General features: G+C 54.3%; 16 protein-coding genes. 6 read left to right on the top strand and 10 right to left on the bottom strand.

The annotated features are described in order from the left end of the window. Positions 1–23 precede the first annotated feature (23 nt). The 5 genes from CPA50_RS18085 to coaBC form a co-directional block, all read right to left on the bottom strand. Positions 24–1,277 (bottom strand): acetylornithine deacetylase, encoded by a 1,254-nt coding sequence (locus CPA50_RS18085; protein ID WP_096783942.1) that lies wholly within the window; start codon positions 1,275–1,277, stop codon positions 24–26. 27 nt (positions 1,278–1,304) lie between these two features. Continuing rightward, positions 1,305–2,201, bottom strand: coding sequence for an acetylglutamate kinase (gene argB, locus CPA50_RS18080; protein WP_096783941.1), 897 nt, complete (start codon positions 2,199–2,201; stop codon positions 1,305–1,307). A 60-nt stretch (positions 2,202–2,261) separates the two neighbouring features. Beyond that, entirely contained in the window at positions 2,262–4,910 is a 2,649-nt protein-coding gene (locus tag CPA50_RS19855; protein WP_096783940.1) for a phosphomannomutase/phosphoglucomutase, read from the bottom strand. A gap of 85 nt (positions 4,911–4,995) precedes the next feature. Next, complete coding sequence (gene dut, locus CPA50_RS18070; protein ID WP_096783939.1) at positions 4,996–5,457, bottom strand: dUTP diphosphatase; 462 nt, start codon at positions 5,455–5,457, stop codon at positions 4,996–4,998. A gap of 1 nt (position 5,458) precedes the next feature. After that, on the bottom strand, positions 5,459–6,658 hold the full coding sequence (gene coaBC, locus CPA50_RS18065) for a bifunctional phosphopantothenoylcysteine decarboxylase/phosphopantothenate--cysteine ligase CoaBC (protein WP_096783938.1): 1,200 nt from the start codon (positions 6,656–6,658) through the stop codon (positions 5,459–5,461). A gap of 173 nt (positions 6,659–6,831) precedes the next feature. On the opposite strand from coaBC, the gene radC reads away from it, so the two are divergent. The 3 genes from radC (at position 6,832) to rpmG (ending at position 8,129) form a co-directional block, all read left to right on the top strand. Next, the gene (gene radC / locus CPA50_RS18060; protein ID WP_096783937.1) at positions 6,832–7,506 is read left to right on the top strand and encodes a RadC family protein; all 675 of its coding nucleotides are present in this window, start codon (positions 6,832–6,834) and stop codon (positions 7,504–7,506) included. Positions 7,507–7,725: 219 nt separating this feature from the next. Then, positions 7,726–7,962 (top strand): 50S ribosomal protein L28, encoded by a 237-nt coding sequence (gene rpmB, locus CPA50_RS18055; protein ID WP_096783936.1) that lies wholly within the window; start codon positions 7,726–7,728, stop codon positions 7,960–7,962. 11 nt (positions 7,963–7,973) lie between these two features. Further along, positions 7,974–8,129 (top strand): 50S ribosomal protein L33, encoded by a 156-nt coding sequence (gene rpmG / locus CPA50_RS18050; RefSeq protein WP_096783935.1) that lies wholly within the window; start codon positions 7,974–7,976, stop codon positions 8,127–8,129. A 72-nt stretch (positions 8,130–8,201) separates the two neighbouring features. On the opposite strand, the gene CPA50_RS18045 is transcribed toward rpmG, so the two are convergent. The 3 genes from CPA50_RS18045 to CPA50_RS18035 all read right to left on the bottom strand — a co-directional run bounded on the left by CPA50_RS18045 (position 8,202) and on the right by CPA50_RS18035 (position 10,517). Beyond that, the gene (locus CPA50_RS18045) at positions 8,202–9,062 is read right to left on the bottom strand and encodes an endonuclease/exonuclease/phosphatase family protein (RefSeq protein ID WP_096783934.1); all 861 of its coding nucleotides are present in this window, start codon (positions 9,060–9,062) and stop codon (positions 8,202–8,204) included. Between the two features lie 71 nt (positions 9,063–9,133). Next, the gene (locus tag CPA50_RS18040; RefSeq protein ID WP_096783933.1) at positions 9,134–9,766 is read right to left on the bottom strand and encodes a thiol:disulfide interchange protein DsbA/DsbL; all 633 of its coding nucleotides are present in this window, start codon (positions 9,764–9,766) and stop codon (positions 9,134–9,136) included. Positions 9,767–9,908: 142 nt separating this feature from the next. Continuing rightward, positions 9,909–10,517, bottom strand: a complete 609-nt coding sequence (locus tag CPA50_RS18035; RefSeq protein WP_096783932.1) for a c-type cytochrome — start codon at positions 10,515–10,517, stop codon at positions 9,909–9,911. 173 nt (positions 10,518–10,690) lie between these two features. Between CPA50_RS18035 and yihA the strand changes: the two genes are divergently transcribed. Continuing rightward, positions 10,691–11,329, top strand: coding sequence for a ribosome biogenesis GTP-binding protein YihA/YsxC (gene yihA / locus CPA50_RS18030; protein WP_096783931.1), 639 nt, complete (start codon positions 10,691–10,693; stop codon positions 11,327–11,329). A 77-nt stretch (positions 11,330–11,406) separates the two neighbouring features. Here the strand turns inward: yihA and CPA50_RS18025 are convergent, their stop codons facing one another. Next, positions 11,407–12,120: a TetR/AcrR family transcriptional regulator gene (locus tag CPA50_RS18025; protein ID WP_096783930.1), complete on the bottom strand. Its 714-nt coding sequence runs from the start codon at positions 12,118–12,120 to the stop codon at positions 11,407–11,409. Between the two features lie 178 nt (positions 12,121–12,298). Between CPA50_RS18025 and CPA50_RS18020 the strand changes: the two genes are divergently transcribed. Both CPA50_RS18020 and coaD read left to right on the top strand, forming a co-directional pair. After that, positions 12,299–13,744, top strand: coding sequence for a coniferyl aldehyde dehydrogenase (locus CPA50_RS18020; RefSeq protein ID WP_096784011.1), 1,446 nt, complete (start codon positions 12,299–12,301; stop codon positions 13,742–13,744). A gap of 106 nt (positions 13,745–13,850) precedes the next feature. After that, on the top strand, positions 13,851–14,333 hold the full coding sequence (coaD, locus tag CPA50_RS18015; RefSeq protein ID WP_096783929.1) for a pantetheine-phosphate adenylyltransferase: 483 nt from the start codon (positions 13,851–13,853) through the stop codon (positions 14,331–14,333). A gap of 57 nt (positions 14,334–14,390) precedes the next feature. On the opposite strand, the gene CPA50_RS18010 is transcribed toward coaD, so the two are convergent. After that, a complete protein-coding gene (locus CPA50_RS18010) occupies positions 14,391–15,683 on the bottom strand; it encodes a DUF945 family protein (protein WP_096783928.1) in 1,293 nt (430 codons plus the stop codon). Positions 15,684–15,690: the final 7 nt, after the last annotated feature.

Genomic DNA, 15,690 nt, shown 5'->3' with positions numbered 1-15,690 from the left:
TGCCTCCTGGGGCGGCCTGAACCCTATTGGACCTGGCCGCGCCGCCAGACTTCAAACACTGTGATTGCGCGGACAGCTATCGGATAAACCACCTCGCCGCCAGCCACTTCACGAGCGATTTCCATCTCCCGTTCGGTAACACTAGCGAGGCGCCCGTCCACCACATTACTGTTAGAGAGAGACACCCGAACCTGACGCCCGATCCACTCAGTCGCCTGCTCAATATCTTCGACATGCCAGCGGATAACTTCCGGGTCTTCCCGGGGAGCCTGTGGCTCAAGAACTTCTTTGGGAAGCTCCGGGGCAACCGGTTCTGCTTTACGAAGAAAAATATCAGGCACCATGGCACCATTATACTCCAGCGCCCAGGCCACTGAGCCATCAGCACTCTCATCCGCTGAGCGCACCGGGATCCCCAGAGATTCGGAACCCGGCCGTAAAGTCACAGTAATCTCCCCGCCCTCAAGCAACCACTGCCGGTACAGTGCCTGCAACTGTTCGCTTGCACTCCAGCCCCTCGACTGCAGTCCGGCTCTGAAGGAATTCAGTGCACGCCCCGCCCACTGAGCCGGATCTACACCTGCTTCACGGGCGCAGTAGGCTGCAACCCGCCGCATAAGGCCGCCGTCTCTCAGCTTCAGTTCAAGAGGCTCAGCCGAACTCGTCAGCGTTAATTCGGGAGATGACAGGTTTATACGGGCGCCTGGCCACTTAAGCTCCAGGCTGCCAGTATTGGCAGAATTCAGTTCAAGATGAAGACGGTAAGGGGACTGGTGCACAATGAGCTCACCGGCCAGACGGGTGATACCCATACGTAACAGATCACCACTACCAAGCTGCTGCCGCGGATCCGGTGCACAGGGAAGCATAAATAAAGACGCCGGTTCACTCCCGCTGGCGCCATCTGCAGTAACCCAGTTGCGGAACATGGTCGCCTCAAGCACCAATGCCAGTCCTTCGGCCTGCAGCGACCAACTGGCAGGCAGATCAGAAGGATCCACCAGAGCTTTGAGCAAAGCGATGGGAGAGCCGGCATCAAACTCGGCCCGACCTATAAACAATGGCTGGGTAAGTTCGAAATCCTGCCAGGACGCACCGGACAGTACCAGGCGACCTTCGACTCCGGAGCCAATTTTGCCACGCTCCAGCACCCCACTCTCGCCAAGGGCCTGACGAGCTTCTGACATGCGCTGGTCAGCCAGCCACCACACCCCGGCCTTGAAGGCTGCAAAACCAAGCAAGGCAGCCAGAATCATTATTGTTAGCAGACGTTTCATCCGGAAAGTCCTCAGGCACAGGGCCCGTCAGTTGCGGGAAATCAGGGTGCCAACACCCTCATCCGTGAAAATTTCCAGCAGGCACGCATTTGCCACACGGCCATCAATGATATGAGATGTACGCACACCATTCTCGACAGCGCTCAACGCACAGCGGATTTTTGGCAGCATGCCACCGTGAATGGTGCCGTCTTCAATCAGATCATTCACTTGCTGAGCAGTCAGCCCGGTAAGCACCTTGTCTTCCTTGCTCTTCAGGCCAGACACGTTGGTCAGCAACATCAGCTTTTCAGCCTTCATGGCCTCTGCAACCTTACCAGCGACAAGGTCTGCATTGATATTGTAGGAGGTGCCATCCGGTCCAACACCGATAGGTGCGATCACAGGAATCACGTTACTTCGGGTGAACATATCGATCACGTCAACATTGATACTGGCCACCTCGCCAACACGCCCTATATCAATAATCTCAGGACGCTCCAGTTCCGGGGAACGGTCCACAACTTCGAGCTTCCGGGCGCGAATGAGGTTGGCGTCCTTACCGGTCAAGCCGATAGCTGTACCGCCCTGGGCATTGATCAGAGAGACAATCTCCTTGTTTACCTGCCCTCCCAGCACCATTTCCACCACATCCATCGTTTCGGCATCGGTAACACGCATACCATTCACAAAACGGGACTGGATGTTGAGACGCTTCAGCAACTCGCCGATCTGGGGGCCGCCACCATGGACAACAATGGGGTTAATACCCACGAGTTTCATAAGCACGACATCACGGGCAAAACTGCGCTTCAGCTCCTCATTCTCCATGGCGTTGCCGCCATACTTGATAACAACGGTTTTCCCCGTAAATCTCTGAATATACGGTAACCCGCGGCTCAGTACTGTAGCCACCTGCATTGCTGTTTCACGATCCAGCGTCATCTTGTTGCCTTAGTAAATCTGTATTAAAAATCGGGAGTCTGCACACATGCAGGGCTGATATCAGAACCTGGCTACGAGATCCGGCGCGGCGTTCTTCAGCTGAGCCCGGAAAACATCTTTTATCCGTTCCAGTGCCTCTTGCGTTTCAGCCTCAAAACGCAAAACCAGAACCGGCGTGGTATTGGATGCGCGGCATAAACCCCAGCCGTCAGCGTAATCCACACGAATACCGTCTATGTTGCTGACATTACCGTCACCAAATTCACCCTCGCTGGTCAACTTATCCATAATGGTGAACTTGCTGGAATCTGTCACTTCAACGTTAAGCTCCGGAGTGCTGATATCTTCCGGGAAGTCTTCAAACACCTCATCACTATGCCGGTCTTCAATACCCAGTATTTCAAGAAGTCGCGCAGCCGCATAGAGCCCGTCATCAAACCCGTACCAGCGCTCTGCGAAGAAAATATGACCACTCATCTCGCCCGCCAGCAGAGCTCCGGTTTCCTTCATCTTTGCCTTCATCAGCGAGTGGCCGGTTTTCCACATTATGGGTCGCCCGCCAGCTTCGGAAATCACGCCTGCAAGGCGGCGACTGCACTTCACATCATAAAGCACATCGGCCCCGGGATTCCGTGAAACCACGTCACGGGCAAAGAGCATCAGCAGGCGATCCGGCCAGATAATCTTGCCTGTGTTGGTCACCAGACCCAACCGGTCACCGTCGCCATCAAACGCCACACCAAGATCAGCGCCTTCGGCTTTAACCCTCTCAATCAAGTCAACAAGGTTCGCTGGCTTGCCAGGATCGGGATGGTGGTTCGGGAAATCTCCGTCAACATCGCAGTATAGCGGGATCACTTCGCATCCCAGCTCTTCGATAAGCATGGGACCCAACTCTCCCGCGATACCATTGCCGGCATCCACCACAACCTTGAGCGGGGCTGCGACAGCAATATCACCAAGAATGCGGTCAAGGTATGCCCTGCGAACATCTTCAGAGGACTGGGTACCGCGGCCGGCAGCAAGGTCGCCCGTCTGAACCCGCCGGTAAAGCGCCTGAATAGCCGCGCCAGAAAGGGTTTCGCCGCCCAGCATGATTTTGAGCCCGTTATAGTTGGCCGGGTTGTGGCTGCCCGTCACCATAACGCCTGACCCGTTCTCAAGATAATGGGTCGCAAAATAGAGTACTGGCGTTGGCACAGCACCCACATGAATAACATTACAGCCCGAGGCCATAACACCTCTGGCCAGCGAGTCTGCTAACTCAGGGCTTGAGTGACGGCCGTCGTAGCCAATGCACAACGACGCCAGCCCGCGACTGATGGCTTCTGAACCTATAGCCATGCCAATACGCTCAACAATGGCCGGCGACAAAGTCTCGCCGACAATGCCCCTGATATCATAAGCCCGGAAAATATCCGGTGACATCTCTACGGAAAACTCATCCGCCTCTTCAACTCCGGGCATTTCGCCGCCGCTGAAAAATGAACTGTCATTATTGCCGCTTCCAAAGCCCAGAACATCTTCATCACCATCGAGCATGTCGATGTCCGGCAGTTCCTTGTCCTGGAACAGAGGTTCAGCATCTAAAGCTTCAGCCGGCCTTGCGCTTTTTGCGGGCTTCGGCCGGGCATTTTCCGCCGCCTTGGCCACACGTTTTTCCGTCACCTGAGACAACCGGTAAAGCACCTCACCAGCGGAGGCAACCATATCCCACTTCAAGGCAGGCACTTTCTGGCGTTCACCACCAAACACCTTGTGAGCCCATTGAATCAGGCTGGTCACTTCGTGGCGCAGACCTTTCTGAGCGCTGATCAGCAGCCACCACACCAAGGTTGCCGCCACCAAAACCGGAATGCCGACCAGAAGCGCCACCATCAGGGTACTGACGGCTGATTCCGGCAGAGCGCCCGGTTTATAGCGGACAGTCCAATCGGGGTTAACGAGTGTCCGGACTTCCGTCGTACCTGTGTCAACACCACTCCCCTTGCCAACGAATGTACGGGGGGCCCCGGAGACAGTCTGAACCAGTGACATATCCCCTCCGAGCCGGGTGTTTACCACGGAAAGAAGCGGCTGTAAAAGTGAAGCGTCGAAGACCACCAGAAGACTGCCTACAACGGCCTTGCTGGTCGGATTGCGCACGGGGGCAGCCATCTGCATATACCACTCACTCTCCCGGGGAAAGGCATCCGGATACAGGGGCTGGCCGTTTTCAGCGCGACGGGCCAGCTCAAGCCCTGCAAAACCCAGCAGCCCGTTTCCATTCCCTGTCCTCGGGATCTGGCGGTAGGGAAAAAGAAAAGCAGCTTTGACGCCTGGCATAGCGGTAACCAGCTTTTTCTCAACGGGACCCGCATCGATACGCTGCATTAACGTATCAACAACATGGGGCTGGGTTGCCAGACCATTTACGCTCTGTTGTATTAACCCAAGATACTGGTTTAAACGCTGGGAAGCCGCATCGGCTTCAGCGGTTTTCCATGCACTGAAGCGTTGCTCTGCAGCAGGCTGCAGCACCAGAAAATGCACAAGAACAACAGCAATCAAACCCGCCAGAAGAACTACCAACGCCTGACTTAACGCCGTCGAGCCTAGATGCTTCAGTTTTGAGCCTGCGGGTGCTCGCGTTTTCGGTTTTTTCCCCGCTTTAGCGGCAGGCTGTTCATCAGCAAGCGCTTCGGAAGTTTTCTTCTTACCCAGTTTCATAGTTCATCCTGCAATTATCTTTTTTTGTCCTGGACAAGCACTTGTCGGAAAAGTATAGACACCGCAACAAATTCCTGTGTGACGCTTATCGGGTACCGGTAGAACCAAACCCGCCTTCGCCCCGGCTGCTGGCATCAAAATCGGAAACCACCTCAAAATCTGCCTGGACAACAGGCACCAGTACCAACTGCGCTATCCGTTCACCGACCTCAATGGTAAAAGTCGTATCACCACGGTTCCAGCATGACACCATCAACTCGCCCTGATAGTCGGAATCAATCAGGCCAACCAGATTACCAAGCACAATGCCGTGTTTGTGGCCGAGCCCGCTTCTGGGCAGAATCATTGCCGCCAGCGAAGGATCGGCAATGTGTATGGACAGCCCGGTCCGGATCAACTTCGTATCACCCGGCTCCAACGTTAATGGCGCATCAAGACAGGCACGCAGATCAAGCCCGGCGGAGCCCTCGGTGGCGTATTCCGGAAAAGCAATCTGGTCGCCAATCCGGTCATCAAGAATGCGTACCTGTAAATTCTTTCTGCTCATACTATCCCTGCTTCAGGTGTTGGCTGATTAGCGCCACAAGGCGTGCACCAATTGCCTGCTTGGTATCCGGGCCAATAGCTTCCTGCCCTTCCGGCCAGAAAACAGTCACGGCGTTATTGTCACTGTTGAACCCCAAACCGGGGGACGACACGTCATTTGCAACAATCATGCGCAGGTTTTTGCGCTGCATTTTGTCTTTGGCATACAGGGCAACATCAGATGTTTCAGCTGCAAAGCCCACGGTAAACGGCGCGTCCGGGCGCCCGGCAATAGTAGCCAGCGTGTCCGGATTGCGTATCAATGGTAGCGACATGTTCTCACTGGATTTCTTGATTTTTCCACTGGCACAGGTCTCAGGCCGGTAGTCTGCCACGGCAGCGGTTGCAATAAACAGATCACAGCCTTCATCCACTGCCCGTGAGGACGCCTGTAGCATATCGTTTGCGGTAACGACATTGCGGACTTCGATCCCTGCCGGAACAGGCAACGTCACAGGCCCGCTCACCAGGAGTACACTGGCGCCCGCATCCCGGGCCGCAGCGGCCAGGGCATAACCCATCTTGCCCGAACTGTGATTGCTGATATAACGCACAGGGTCGATAGGTTCGCGCGTAGGGCCAGCTGTAATAACCACACGTTTACCTGCAAGCTCACCAGAACCGGAACCCCCGCCCATTATCAGCCCGGCAATCACCCCCGGCTCAAGCATGCGCCCCGCCCCGGTATCACCACAGGCCTGCTCACCCTGATCCGGCCCCCACAGCGTTATCTGCGGGTCGTCGCTCAACAGGCGAATGTTGCGCTGCGTACGGGCATTACCCCACATCGCCTGATTCATAGCAGGCACCACCGCAACAGGCGCTTCTGTCGCACAACAAACCGTGGTCAACAGATCGTCAGCCATCCCCTGGGCAAGCCGTGCGATGAAATCCGCAGAGGCCGGAGCAATAACCACCTGATCGGCCCACTTTGCCAGCTCTATATGCCCCATGCCAGCTTCAGCTTCCGGATCCAGCAGAGAGGTGCGCACAGGCTCGCCGCTGAGAGCCTGGAAAGTCAACGGCGTCACAAAGGCTTCAGCACCCCTGGTCATGACAACCCTGACCTCGTTACCGGACTTCTTCAGCAGGCGCACAAGCTCAGCACTTTTATAGGCCGCAATGCCGCCGGTTATACCCAGCAGAATCTTTCTGACCTTCATAAAGGCTCCGTATCCACTTATAAAGAAAGACTTATAAGATAGCATGCCCTGACGATACCGACAGCCTGCCAGGTCCCCGGTACGTTTACCGTTTGTTACTTTTTGAAGTAACCTTTGTAATTGAAAGGCGCAGGAAGCGCAAAAACCATCGGATTATACGCAAGGAAGCTCAAATGACGGATTCTCCCTGGCCCATGGACGAACGCCCCCGGGAACGACTGCTCGCCCACGGGGCCGAAAGCCTCTCTGACGCCGAACTGCTGGCAATTTTTCTCCGCACCGGCACAACTGGCATGCCAGTAATGGAGCTCTCACGATTTTTGCTGCAGGAATTTTCCGGATTACGCGGGCTCCTGACGGCCTCCCGCAGACAGTTCTGTGGCGTCAAGGGACTGGGCACAGCAAAGTATGCACAGGTGCAGGCAGCCATGGAGATGGCCCGGCGGGTTATGGATGAACCCCTGCGCCAGGGAGACCCGTTGCGCTCACCAGAGGACACCCGGCGCTTTCTCACCAGCCGGTTGGGCACTTATCCTCACGAGGTATTCGCGGGCCTTTTCCTCGACAACCGCCACCGGGTTATCCAGTACCGGGAACTATTCCGCGGCACGATTGATGGCGCAGCCGTATATCCGCGAGAGGTTGTCCGGCAAGCACTGGAAGACAACGCTGCGGCCGTCATTTTTGCCCATAATCATCCTTCCGGTGTTGCAGAACCCAGTCAGGCCGACATTTCGCTGACCAAGCGCCTGAAAGAAGCTCTTGGACTGGTAGATATCAGGGTTCTTGACCATATGGTAATTGGCCACGGTGAGGTAATATCCCTTGCTGAACGTGGATTGATGTAGATCGCTACAGATTCAGGCCGATAAACTGGCCAATTTCCCAACAATTTTTTGCGTTGCGCTGCTGGTTCTGGTATAAAAGCGTCCCTTTCTGGCGGCGTCTGGCGAGCAGCGTTCAGTTTAGAGGCGCAAACAAGGGGCGTAAGCGTTCCTCGGCAACCAGAGACGCATTAAAAATCGAATTCGCATTTAATAAGACCATTGCTCAGGTCGGAGGCAAGTATGTCCAGAGTTTGTCAGGTAACCGGTAAGCGTCCGGTAGCCGGTAATAATGTATCCCACGCGATGAATCACACTCGTCGTCGTTTTCTGCCGAATCTGCAGAGCCACCGCTTTTGGGTTGAAACCGAAAAGCGTTTCGTGAAGCTGCGCGTATCCACCAAGGGCATGCGCATCATCGACAAAAAAGGCATTGACGCTGTACTGGCCGATCTTCGTGCCCGCGGCGAGAAATTTTAAGGAGTCGCATCATGCGCGAAAAAATCAAGCTGGTATCTTCAGCAGGTACGGGTCATTTCTACACGACCATCAAGAACAAGCGTAACACTCCGGAAAAAATCGAGATCAAAAAGTATGATCCGGTTGTCCGTAAGCACGTTGCGTACAAGGAAGCCAAGATCAAGTAATTCCTGATCTGGTATCCACAAAAAAACCCGGCGATCTGCCGGGTTTTTTTGTGGATATTTCTTATGGGTATCTCAAAACTTCTCCAGATACCCATCCGGCAAAGCTATATCCATAGCAATTGGCAAATGATCCGACATAGGATAACTCACCACCTCTGCCCGCCGGACCTGCAAACTCGGGCTCACAAGAATATGGTCAAGCGCTTTCTCTGGACGCCAGCTCGGAAAGCTGTGGGCCGTATCAGGTAAAGGCACCAGATCGGTATCCTTGAGCGGCGTCCGGGTCAGAAGCTCCTCAGCATGATTATTCATATCACCCATAAGAATCACATGCCGGTACTTTGAAATCAGCTCACTGATGAAACCGAGCTGGCGCTGCTGCGCCGCTTTGCTTAACGAAAGGTGCATCAGCACAAGAACCAGCGGATCCTCTTCAGCGCCATATCGAACCACGATGGCTCCGCGCCCCGGAATCAGCCCGGGCAACCGGTATTCTCTCACGTCCAGCGGCCTGAACCGGCTAAGCAAGCCATTGCTGTGCTGGGCAATCTGCCCCAGATTGCGGTTCAGCTGCTGATGCCAGTACGGAATACCAGCCGCCTCAGCAAGATATTGCACCTGGTTGATATACCCGCTACGCAGGCTCCCGCCATCACACTCCTGCAAAGCAACCACATCGTAGTTACTCAACAGCGAGGCTATGCGATCCAGATTCTGAATCCGGTTGCGATTGGGAAGAAAATGCTGCCAGCTTCGGGTGAGATAGTGGCGATAGGAGGAAGTGCTGATACCAACCTGTATATTGAACGTCAGCAGCCGGAGATGACGCTGGGGCTCAAACGCAGGCACATGCTCCAGGCCAGAGTTCGAACCCTTCGGCTCGCCCCGGGCACTGACAATACCATCCAGCTGTTTCCTGAAGCGCTTATACATAGTAAACCTGCCGCTCTGCCCCGCCAGACAACTCTTCAAGTGAACAAGCCACCTGGCGGGGAACTACTTAATCAATCCGCAGCGTGCTCTTTCTCAACCAGATAGTCTACAACCTCCAGCATTGATTCAAGACTTCCTGCCATAGAGGCACTGACCGTGTACTTGCCATTTACAAGCATAGTCGGTGTACCGGTAATCCGCGCGCCCCGGACTTTTGACTGAGCCTGCTGCATATGAGCATTCACGCCAAAGCTATTGTAGCTATCAAGGAATTCGTCACGATCCACACCATAACCCGCAACGAAATCAGCCAGAGACTCTCCATCATTAAGGGGCAGATGCTGGCCTGCCAGCCCATCAAACATATGATCGTGTAGCTTATCCAGCGCGTTGAGGGCTTCAAGTGCATAGAAAGCCCTGGCATGAGGCTCCCAGGAGCGCCCCAGAGCGGCGGGAATCCGCACATAATTTACATAATCCGGAGCATTTGCCTCCCAGCTCTCCGCCAGCGGCTTGAAGTTGTAGCAATGCGGACAGCCGTACCAGAAGACTTCTGCCACCTCAACGCCGGTATCGGCATTTGTGTGCACAGGGGTATCCAGTTTTTTGTAGTGTGTGCCTTCTATCCAGTCGGCCGCATAAGCCTGACCAGATACCGCCAGGACTGTTATCAGCAAGGCGGCTGTTCTGAGCGCTCGGAACATGAAATATCTCCAGATTGTATGAATATCATTACAGATTAATTATGACCCGCCGAACCTGAAAAGTTCCACCGTTCAGGATTACGGGATCGAAAGACAAAAAACCCCGCGCAAGGCGGGGTTTTTCAGACACCGAATAACGGAATCAGTTCAGGCCCGAAATATAACTGGCAACAGCCTCAATCTCTGCATCCGTCAATCTGGATGCAACGTCCATCATGATGGCAGCATTAGAACCACTGGTCCGCGTACCTTCACGATAGGCGTTCAGCTGCTTGACCAGATATTCCGCGTTCTGGCCACCAAGATGTGGATAGCCGGCAGGCGCATTGCCCTTGCCCTGCGGATTGTGACAACCGGCACAAGCCGGTACTCCGGAAGCCATGTTGCCGCCACGGTATACCGCAGCGCCTTTCTCTACCAGTTCCGGATCTGCCTGGCTGACGCCCATATCCTGCGACGCAAAATACGCTGCCAGATCCTGAAGATCCTGCTTGGACTTTCCATCCAGCTGCCCGGTCATTTCCGGAATAACCCGGGAATTTTCCTGAATGGCCACTAACTGGTCATACATGTACCTTTCACCCAGCCCGGCAATTTTAGGATAAGAGCCCATAATAGGCTTCGCCCCACCCTGGCCATGGCATGCCTGACAGGCCGCTGCATTCTGTTTTCCCGCTTCAGGATCACCTGCTCCATGCGCCATGGCAGTAAGCCCAACGCCGAATACAAACCCTGCGATCAGTTTCTTCATGCTCGCTCCGCTTCTCTCATCTCGAAAATATTCTTTGTTTGCAGCCGGCAGGCGCTGACCAGTCACGCTCAAAACCGGGACTGACAGCGGTTACGCCAAGCGTACCGCCCGGATTTGGTGTAGCATTATACATTAATCCCTGATAACTGAAATCCAAAGGAAAGCCAACTGCTGTGGACTCTGATCTGACTCAAAAAAGCATCTCTTTTAACAGCGCCCGCTTCCTGATCAGCGCCCCCCGGCTGGAAGACTGCCCGCCGGATACAGGTGCAGAGGTAGCCTTCGCAGGACGTTCGAACGCCGGAAAATCCAGTGCAATGAACGCAATCACTGCAAACGGCAAGCTGGCCAGAACCAGTAAAACTCCGGGGCGGACGCGTCTCATTAACTTTTTCTCCCTGAATCGCGAGCATGTCCGACTGGTGGATCTGCCCGGATATGGCTACGCAAAAGTATCCCGGGACATGAAAGACGACTGGCAAAAACACCTTGGGCATTACCTGAACGATCGTCGATGCCTGCGCGGTCTGGTTCTGGTGATGGATATCCGCCATCCCCTTACCGATTTCGATCAGATGATGGTCGAATGGTGCGAGCATAACAAGTTGCCACTGATGATTCTGGCAACCAAAGCCGACAAACTTAAATTCGGACAGGCAAAAAACAGTATGCTGGACATTTCCCGCAGACTGGAGGAATTCACCTGCGTTGAGCATCTGCTCATGTTTTCATCAACCTCAAAGCGTGGTGTTGATGAATGCCGGGCGGCACTGATTAACTGGCTGGAAGGCTCCGGGAACGCAGAGGAATAACACAGAAAAAACCGGCCTGAAAAAAGCAGGCCGGTAAAACGTCAGGGTTTACAACGTGCTAAAACCTGAGAACTCACTCAGGAAGCGCCGGAAATGTCCGGATTCCCGGCACCCGACAATATGACAGGTTCATCAACCAAAGGTTCCGGCACTGTTGGCCGATATTGCTCCCGCAGCGCCATAACTTCTTTACGGTATGCCGGCGTAAGGTAAGGCATCTCGAGCGTCAATACCTGGTAAATCCCCTGTTTTAGTTCGTTAAGAGTCAGGCTTGCGGAAGCCTTGGCTGCATGAGCCGTCTTGAGAAAAGCCATCCAGTTCGTAATAACAAGCCAGACATTCAACGACATGGCCGCCCGGAGAGATTCCTCTTGTGGCGCTATAATTCCGGCATCTGCCAACTTCTCGAATATTCGGCTTATAGCCGCAAGGCACCGGTTGGTAAACTCCCGGTAGTCGTTGCGCAGACGCGAATCCCTGTCCAGAAGATATTCCAGATCCCGATGAAAAAACCGGTAGCTCCAAAGCCCGTCAAACACCGACTCCAGATACAACGCCATATCGTCCAGCGTCATGGGCCGGTCTTCCGGAATATCCAGATAGAAATCGACCAGTTTTTCATATTCCTGGAATAACTCGTAAATGATGTCGGACTTGTTGCGGAAGTGGTAATAAAGATTGCCCGGAGAAATTGCCAGATTTGCCGCGATATGATTCGTTGTAACATTCCGCTCGCCCTGTTCGTTAAATAACTCAAGACTGGACAGCAGTATTTTATCTCTGGTCTTCATAATCTTATCAGCGCCCGTGGTTTGACAGCTCACATATGGCCTGGCTCGCCATTGGGGCTCGCTTGACTCTCTAGAGTATATACTCTAATAATACCCCCCGATGCAAACTGAGCGTTTTTTCGCCAACACAAAACAGCAGGCCGCTGCCGCGAAGCGATGGCGCCGGGAGGAGTACACCATGGGTGCCAGCGTTGTTCAGCTCACAGAGAGCAAAAAGCACATTCAGCATATTCACCAGGTGTTCGGGGATCAGAAAAAAGCGTTTCACAATAATCCCGCTCCGTCGCTGGCAGAACGCCAGGAAAACCTGAAGCGTCTCAAGCAGGCCCTGCTGGCGTATCAGGATCGCCTGGTGGAGGCCATAGACCGGGATTTCTCCTGTCGTTCCCGGGATGAGTCCCTGATTGCGGAAGTTATGCCTTCTGTTCAGGGGATCAACTACACCCTGAAAAACCTTGAAGGCTGGATGAAGCCCTCCCGCCGGCATGTCTCCATTTTGTTCCAGCCCGCCAGCAACAAGGTCTGTTATCAGCCCAAAGGCGTTGTGGGTGTGATCGTACCCTGGAACTACCCGCTCTACCTTGCAGTCGGCCCGCTCGTGGCCTCGCTTGCAGCGGGCAACCGTACAATGATCAAAATGTCTGAATTCACGCCCCACACATCTGCGTTATTCCAGGAACTTATCGCCGCAAATTTCCCGGAAGATCTGGTCTCGGTTATCAATGGCGAAGCCGATGTTGCCGCCGATTTTTCCGCCCGGCCATTCGACCATATGCTGTTCACCGGCTCCACTTCTGTTGGCAAACTGGTGATGCGCGCAGCTTCTGAAAACCTGACACCGGTCACCCTGGAACTGGGCGGCAAATCACCCGCAATCATCTCCCCGGACGTTCCCATGGAAGATGTGGCCCAGCGGATTGCTTTTGGCAAAGCATTCAATGCCGGCCAGACCTGCGTGGCACCAGATTACGTACTCTGCCCAGATGACCGCACTCAGGCCTTCGTAGACGAATTCCGTACACAGTTTTCAGAGATGTACCCCTCACTGCGCGACAATGACGACTACACAGCCATTATCAACGAGCGCCAGTACAATCGCCTGCAAGGCTATCTGGAGGACGCCAGAGCCAAGGGCGCCGAGCTGATCGAGATAAACCCGGCACAGGAAAATATGGGCGACGGCACTCACAAGATCCCGGTAACGCTGGTACTGAAAACCACACCGGACATGAAGCTCATGCAGGATGAGATCTTCGGCCCCATTCTCCCTGTTGTGAGCTATGAAAATCTCGATGAGGCAATCCAGTATGTCAACGAGCGCCCGCGCCCGCTGGCACTCTACTTTTTCGGATATGATCGCAACCAGCAGCAGCAAGTGATCAACAGCACCCTTTCGGGGGGCATGTGCATCAACGATTCACTGATGCATGTCGCTCAGGATGATCTGCCTTTCGGCGGAGTAGGCGACTCCGGCATGGGGCACTACCATGGCAAGGAAGGCTTCCTTACCTTCTCGCATCAGCGCGCCATTTTTGCCAAACAGAAGTTCAATAGCGGGAAGTTTGTTTACCCTCCGTACGGGACATCCTTCCACAAAATGGTTTACAAGTTCTTTATTCGCTGAGCATCCTGTAATTTGGCCGGGGCTCTCACACGCCCCGCTCGTACAGCACCTACAGAAATAGCTGGAATGCTGATACTCTGGGCGCCTTATAAAAAAGGAGCTGTGCATGTCTAAAGTTATTTACCCGGGCACCTTTGACCCCATCACCAACGGGCATACAGATCTTATCGAGCGTGCCAGCCGGATGTTTGATGAGGTTGTGGTTGCCGTAGCCTATAACTCCAAGAAAAAGCCATTATTCAACGTGGAAGAGCGCTGCGAGCTGGTCCGACAGGCAACAACTCACATCTCCAACGTCAGTGTGACAGGCTTCAACTACCTGCTTGCCGATTTCGTCCGCGACCAGGGCGCCACCGTTGTTATCCGCGGACTGCGAGCAATGTCCGATTTCGAGTATGAGTTCCAGCTTGCGGATATGAATCGCCGCCTGGCGCCGGAACTGGAAAGTGTATTTCTGACACCATCCAACCATCTCTCCTACATTTCCTCCAGCCTGATCAGAGAGATCGCTTCCCTTGGCGGAAATGTATCTGAGTTCGTTGACCCGGCCGTCGTCGCAGCCCTGAAAGAAAAGTTCCGCGAAGCCTGAAACCCATGTCAGTAAACCAAAAAAAGCCCCAATCGGGGCTTTTTTACTCAAACCACTCTAAAACAGGGGTGGCAGAGGAATTTCCTGGCCGTTAACGCTGATAACCATATCGTTCAGCTTCGCAGCCATTACCAGACGGTCGCCCTCAGGCACCAGCAATCCCTGCTTGATCAGCGGCGCCAACTGCAAACGCACCCCTGGGTACTCATCTGCCAACACAGCAGGCATGCTCAGATTCATGGATCCGGTTAGCTGTTGCATGACCATCAGCATTTCACCTTTCTGATCGTCTGCCAGCTCGGGATGGCTGATCATTACGCTGCCGGTTACCGCGCCTTCAGGCGTATTCAGGGAAATCTCGGGAAACCCCACTGAGAAACCTTCCACGGCCAGATCGCGCATGGCCATACTCACCTGCCCCATGGCGGCCATCTGCCGCTCAAACGCCTCACGGCTGCCCGCATCCGATGCAAGCGCCGTGTTCTGAAGCTCCGCAATACTGGTTGTCAGATTACCCCAGCTCGCAACATCCAGATCTTCGAGAACGAACGAAAGTTTGTGCGGCCCATAGGCCTCGTCTTCAAGGCGAACCTTCCCTGCCTCAATCAACAACCGGGAATCCAGCCGCTGCCCGTCATCTTTTGCCTCGGTACTGCTGCTCGCCCGCAGCTCCTCGAGGGTTACCGGCGGAGCCGCGGATGAGGTCATTTCAACAGACGCAATCGAGGACTCCATGGTTCCTGTCCAGACATCGCCATTCAGGTGAGACATGCTCTGCTCAGCACGGAAGTCATTAACACGGACGTTCATATCCGGCCCGGTAAAACTTAACTGTGGCCATACCACCAGCGCTTCAGCCTTCGACCCGGCGTCACTGAGCTCAACCCGGATAACACCGCTACTGGTTCTGAGTGATTCACCGCCTTCAGGGTCGTTGATGGCCATAGCTGGTGCCTCCAGCTCAAGCACTGCATTACCCCAGAGACGGGATTCCAGAGTCAGCCGGGGCTCTTCCTGAAACCAGCCAGCGCCTTCTGGTGCCCATCCATCCACCGGTTTAAAATCGATCAAGCTGCCGGTGATACCATGAGTCACCTTGGCCCGATATTCCACAGGGTGAGTTTCACCGGTCTCAGGGTTAAGCACCGTTACCGCACCATCCAGTTCTGCGCTAAAGAACCCCCGGCGATAATCTTCCGTCTGCATCTGCACAAACTGCTGCGACTGATTCAGCTCCCGGGTAACCTGCTGCCACTGCTGCTCGGTTACATAACCCACGACCCAAGGCATTGCGCCAGCGCCAGCCACAACCAGTACACCGGCGCCAGCAATAATCCATTTTGCTTTCAAAAATTCT

It is taken from the genome of Marinobacter sp. ANT_B65, assembly GCF_002407605.1.
GTDB lineage: Bacteria > Pseudomonadota > Gammaproteobacteria > Pseudomonadales > Oleiphilaceae > Marinobacter.
This window is presented reverse-complemented; position numbering and strand designations above follow the sequence as displayed.

Coding starts and splice junctions, on each gene's coding strand:
- dut (WP_096783939.1), bottom strand. CDS start 5,457: ATGAGCAGAAAGAATTTACAGGTACGCATTCTTGATGACCGGATTGGC.
- CPA50_RS18035 (WP_096783932.1), bottom strand. CDS start 10,517: ATGAAGAAACTGATCGCAGGGTTTGTATTCGGCGTTGGGCTTACTGCC.
- CPA50_RS18020 (WP_096784011.1), top strand. CDS start 12,299: ATGGGTGCCAGCGTTGTTCAGCTCACAGAGAGCAAAAAGCACATTCAG.
- rpmG (WP_096783935.1), top strand. CDS start 7,974: ATGCGCGAAAAAATCAAGCTGGTATCTTCAGCAGGTACGGGTCATTTC.
- rpmB (WP_096783936.1), top strand. CDS start 7,726: ATGTCCAGAGTTTGTCAGGTAACCGGTAAGCGTCCGGTAGCCGGTAAT.
- CPA50_RS18085 (WP_096783942.1), bottom strand. CDS start 1,277: ATGAAACGTCTGCTAACAATAATGATTCTGGCTGCCTTGCTTGGTTTT.
- coaD (WP_096783929.1), top strand. CDS start 13,851: ATGTCTAAAGTTATTTACCCGGGCACCTTTGACCCCATCACCAACGGG.
- CPA50_RS18045 (WP_096783934.1), bottom strand. CDS start 9,062: ATGTATAAGCGCTTCAGGAAACAGCTGGATGGTATTGTCAGTGCCCGG.
- CPA50_RS19855 (WP_096783940.1), bottom strand. CDS start 4,910: ATGAAACTGGGTAAGAAGAAAACTTCCGAAGCGCTTGCTGATGAACAG.
- coaBC (WP_096783938.1), bottom strand. CDS start 6,658: ATGAAGGTCAGAAAGATTCTGCTGGGTATAACCGGCGGCATTGCGGCC.
- CPA50_RS18040 (WP_096783933.1), bottom strand. CDS start 9,766: ATGTTCCGAGCGCTCAGAACAGCCGCCTTGCTGATAACAGTCCTGGCG.
- argB (WP_096783941.1), bottom strand. CDS start 2,201: ATGACGCTGGATCGTGAAACAGCAATGCAGGTGGCTACAGTACTGAGC.
- CPA50_RS18025 (WP_096783930.1), bottom strand. CDS start 12,120: ATGAAGACCAGAGATAAAATACTGCTGTCCAGTCTTGAGTTATTTAAC.
- radC (WP_096783937.1), top strand. CDS start 6,832: ATGACGGATTCTCCCTGGCCCATGGACGAACGCCCCCGGGAACGACTG.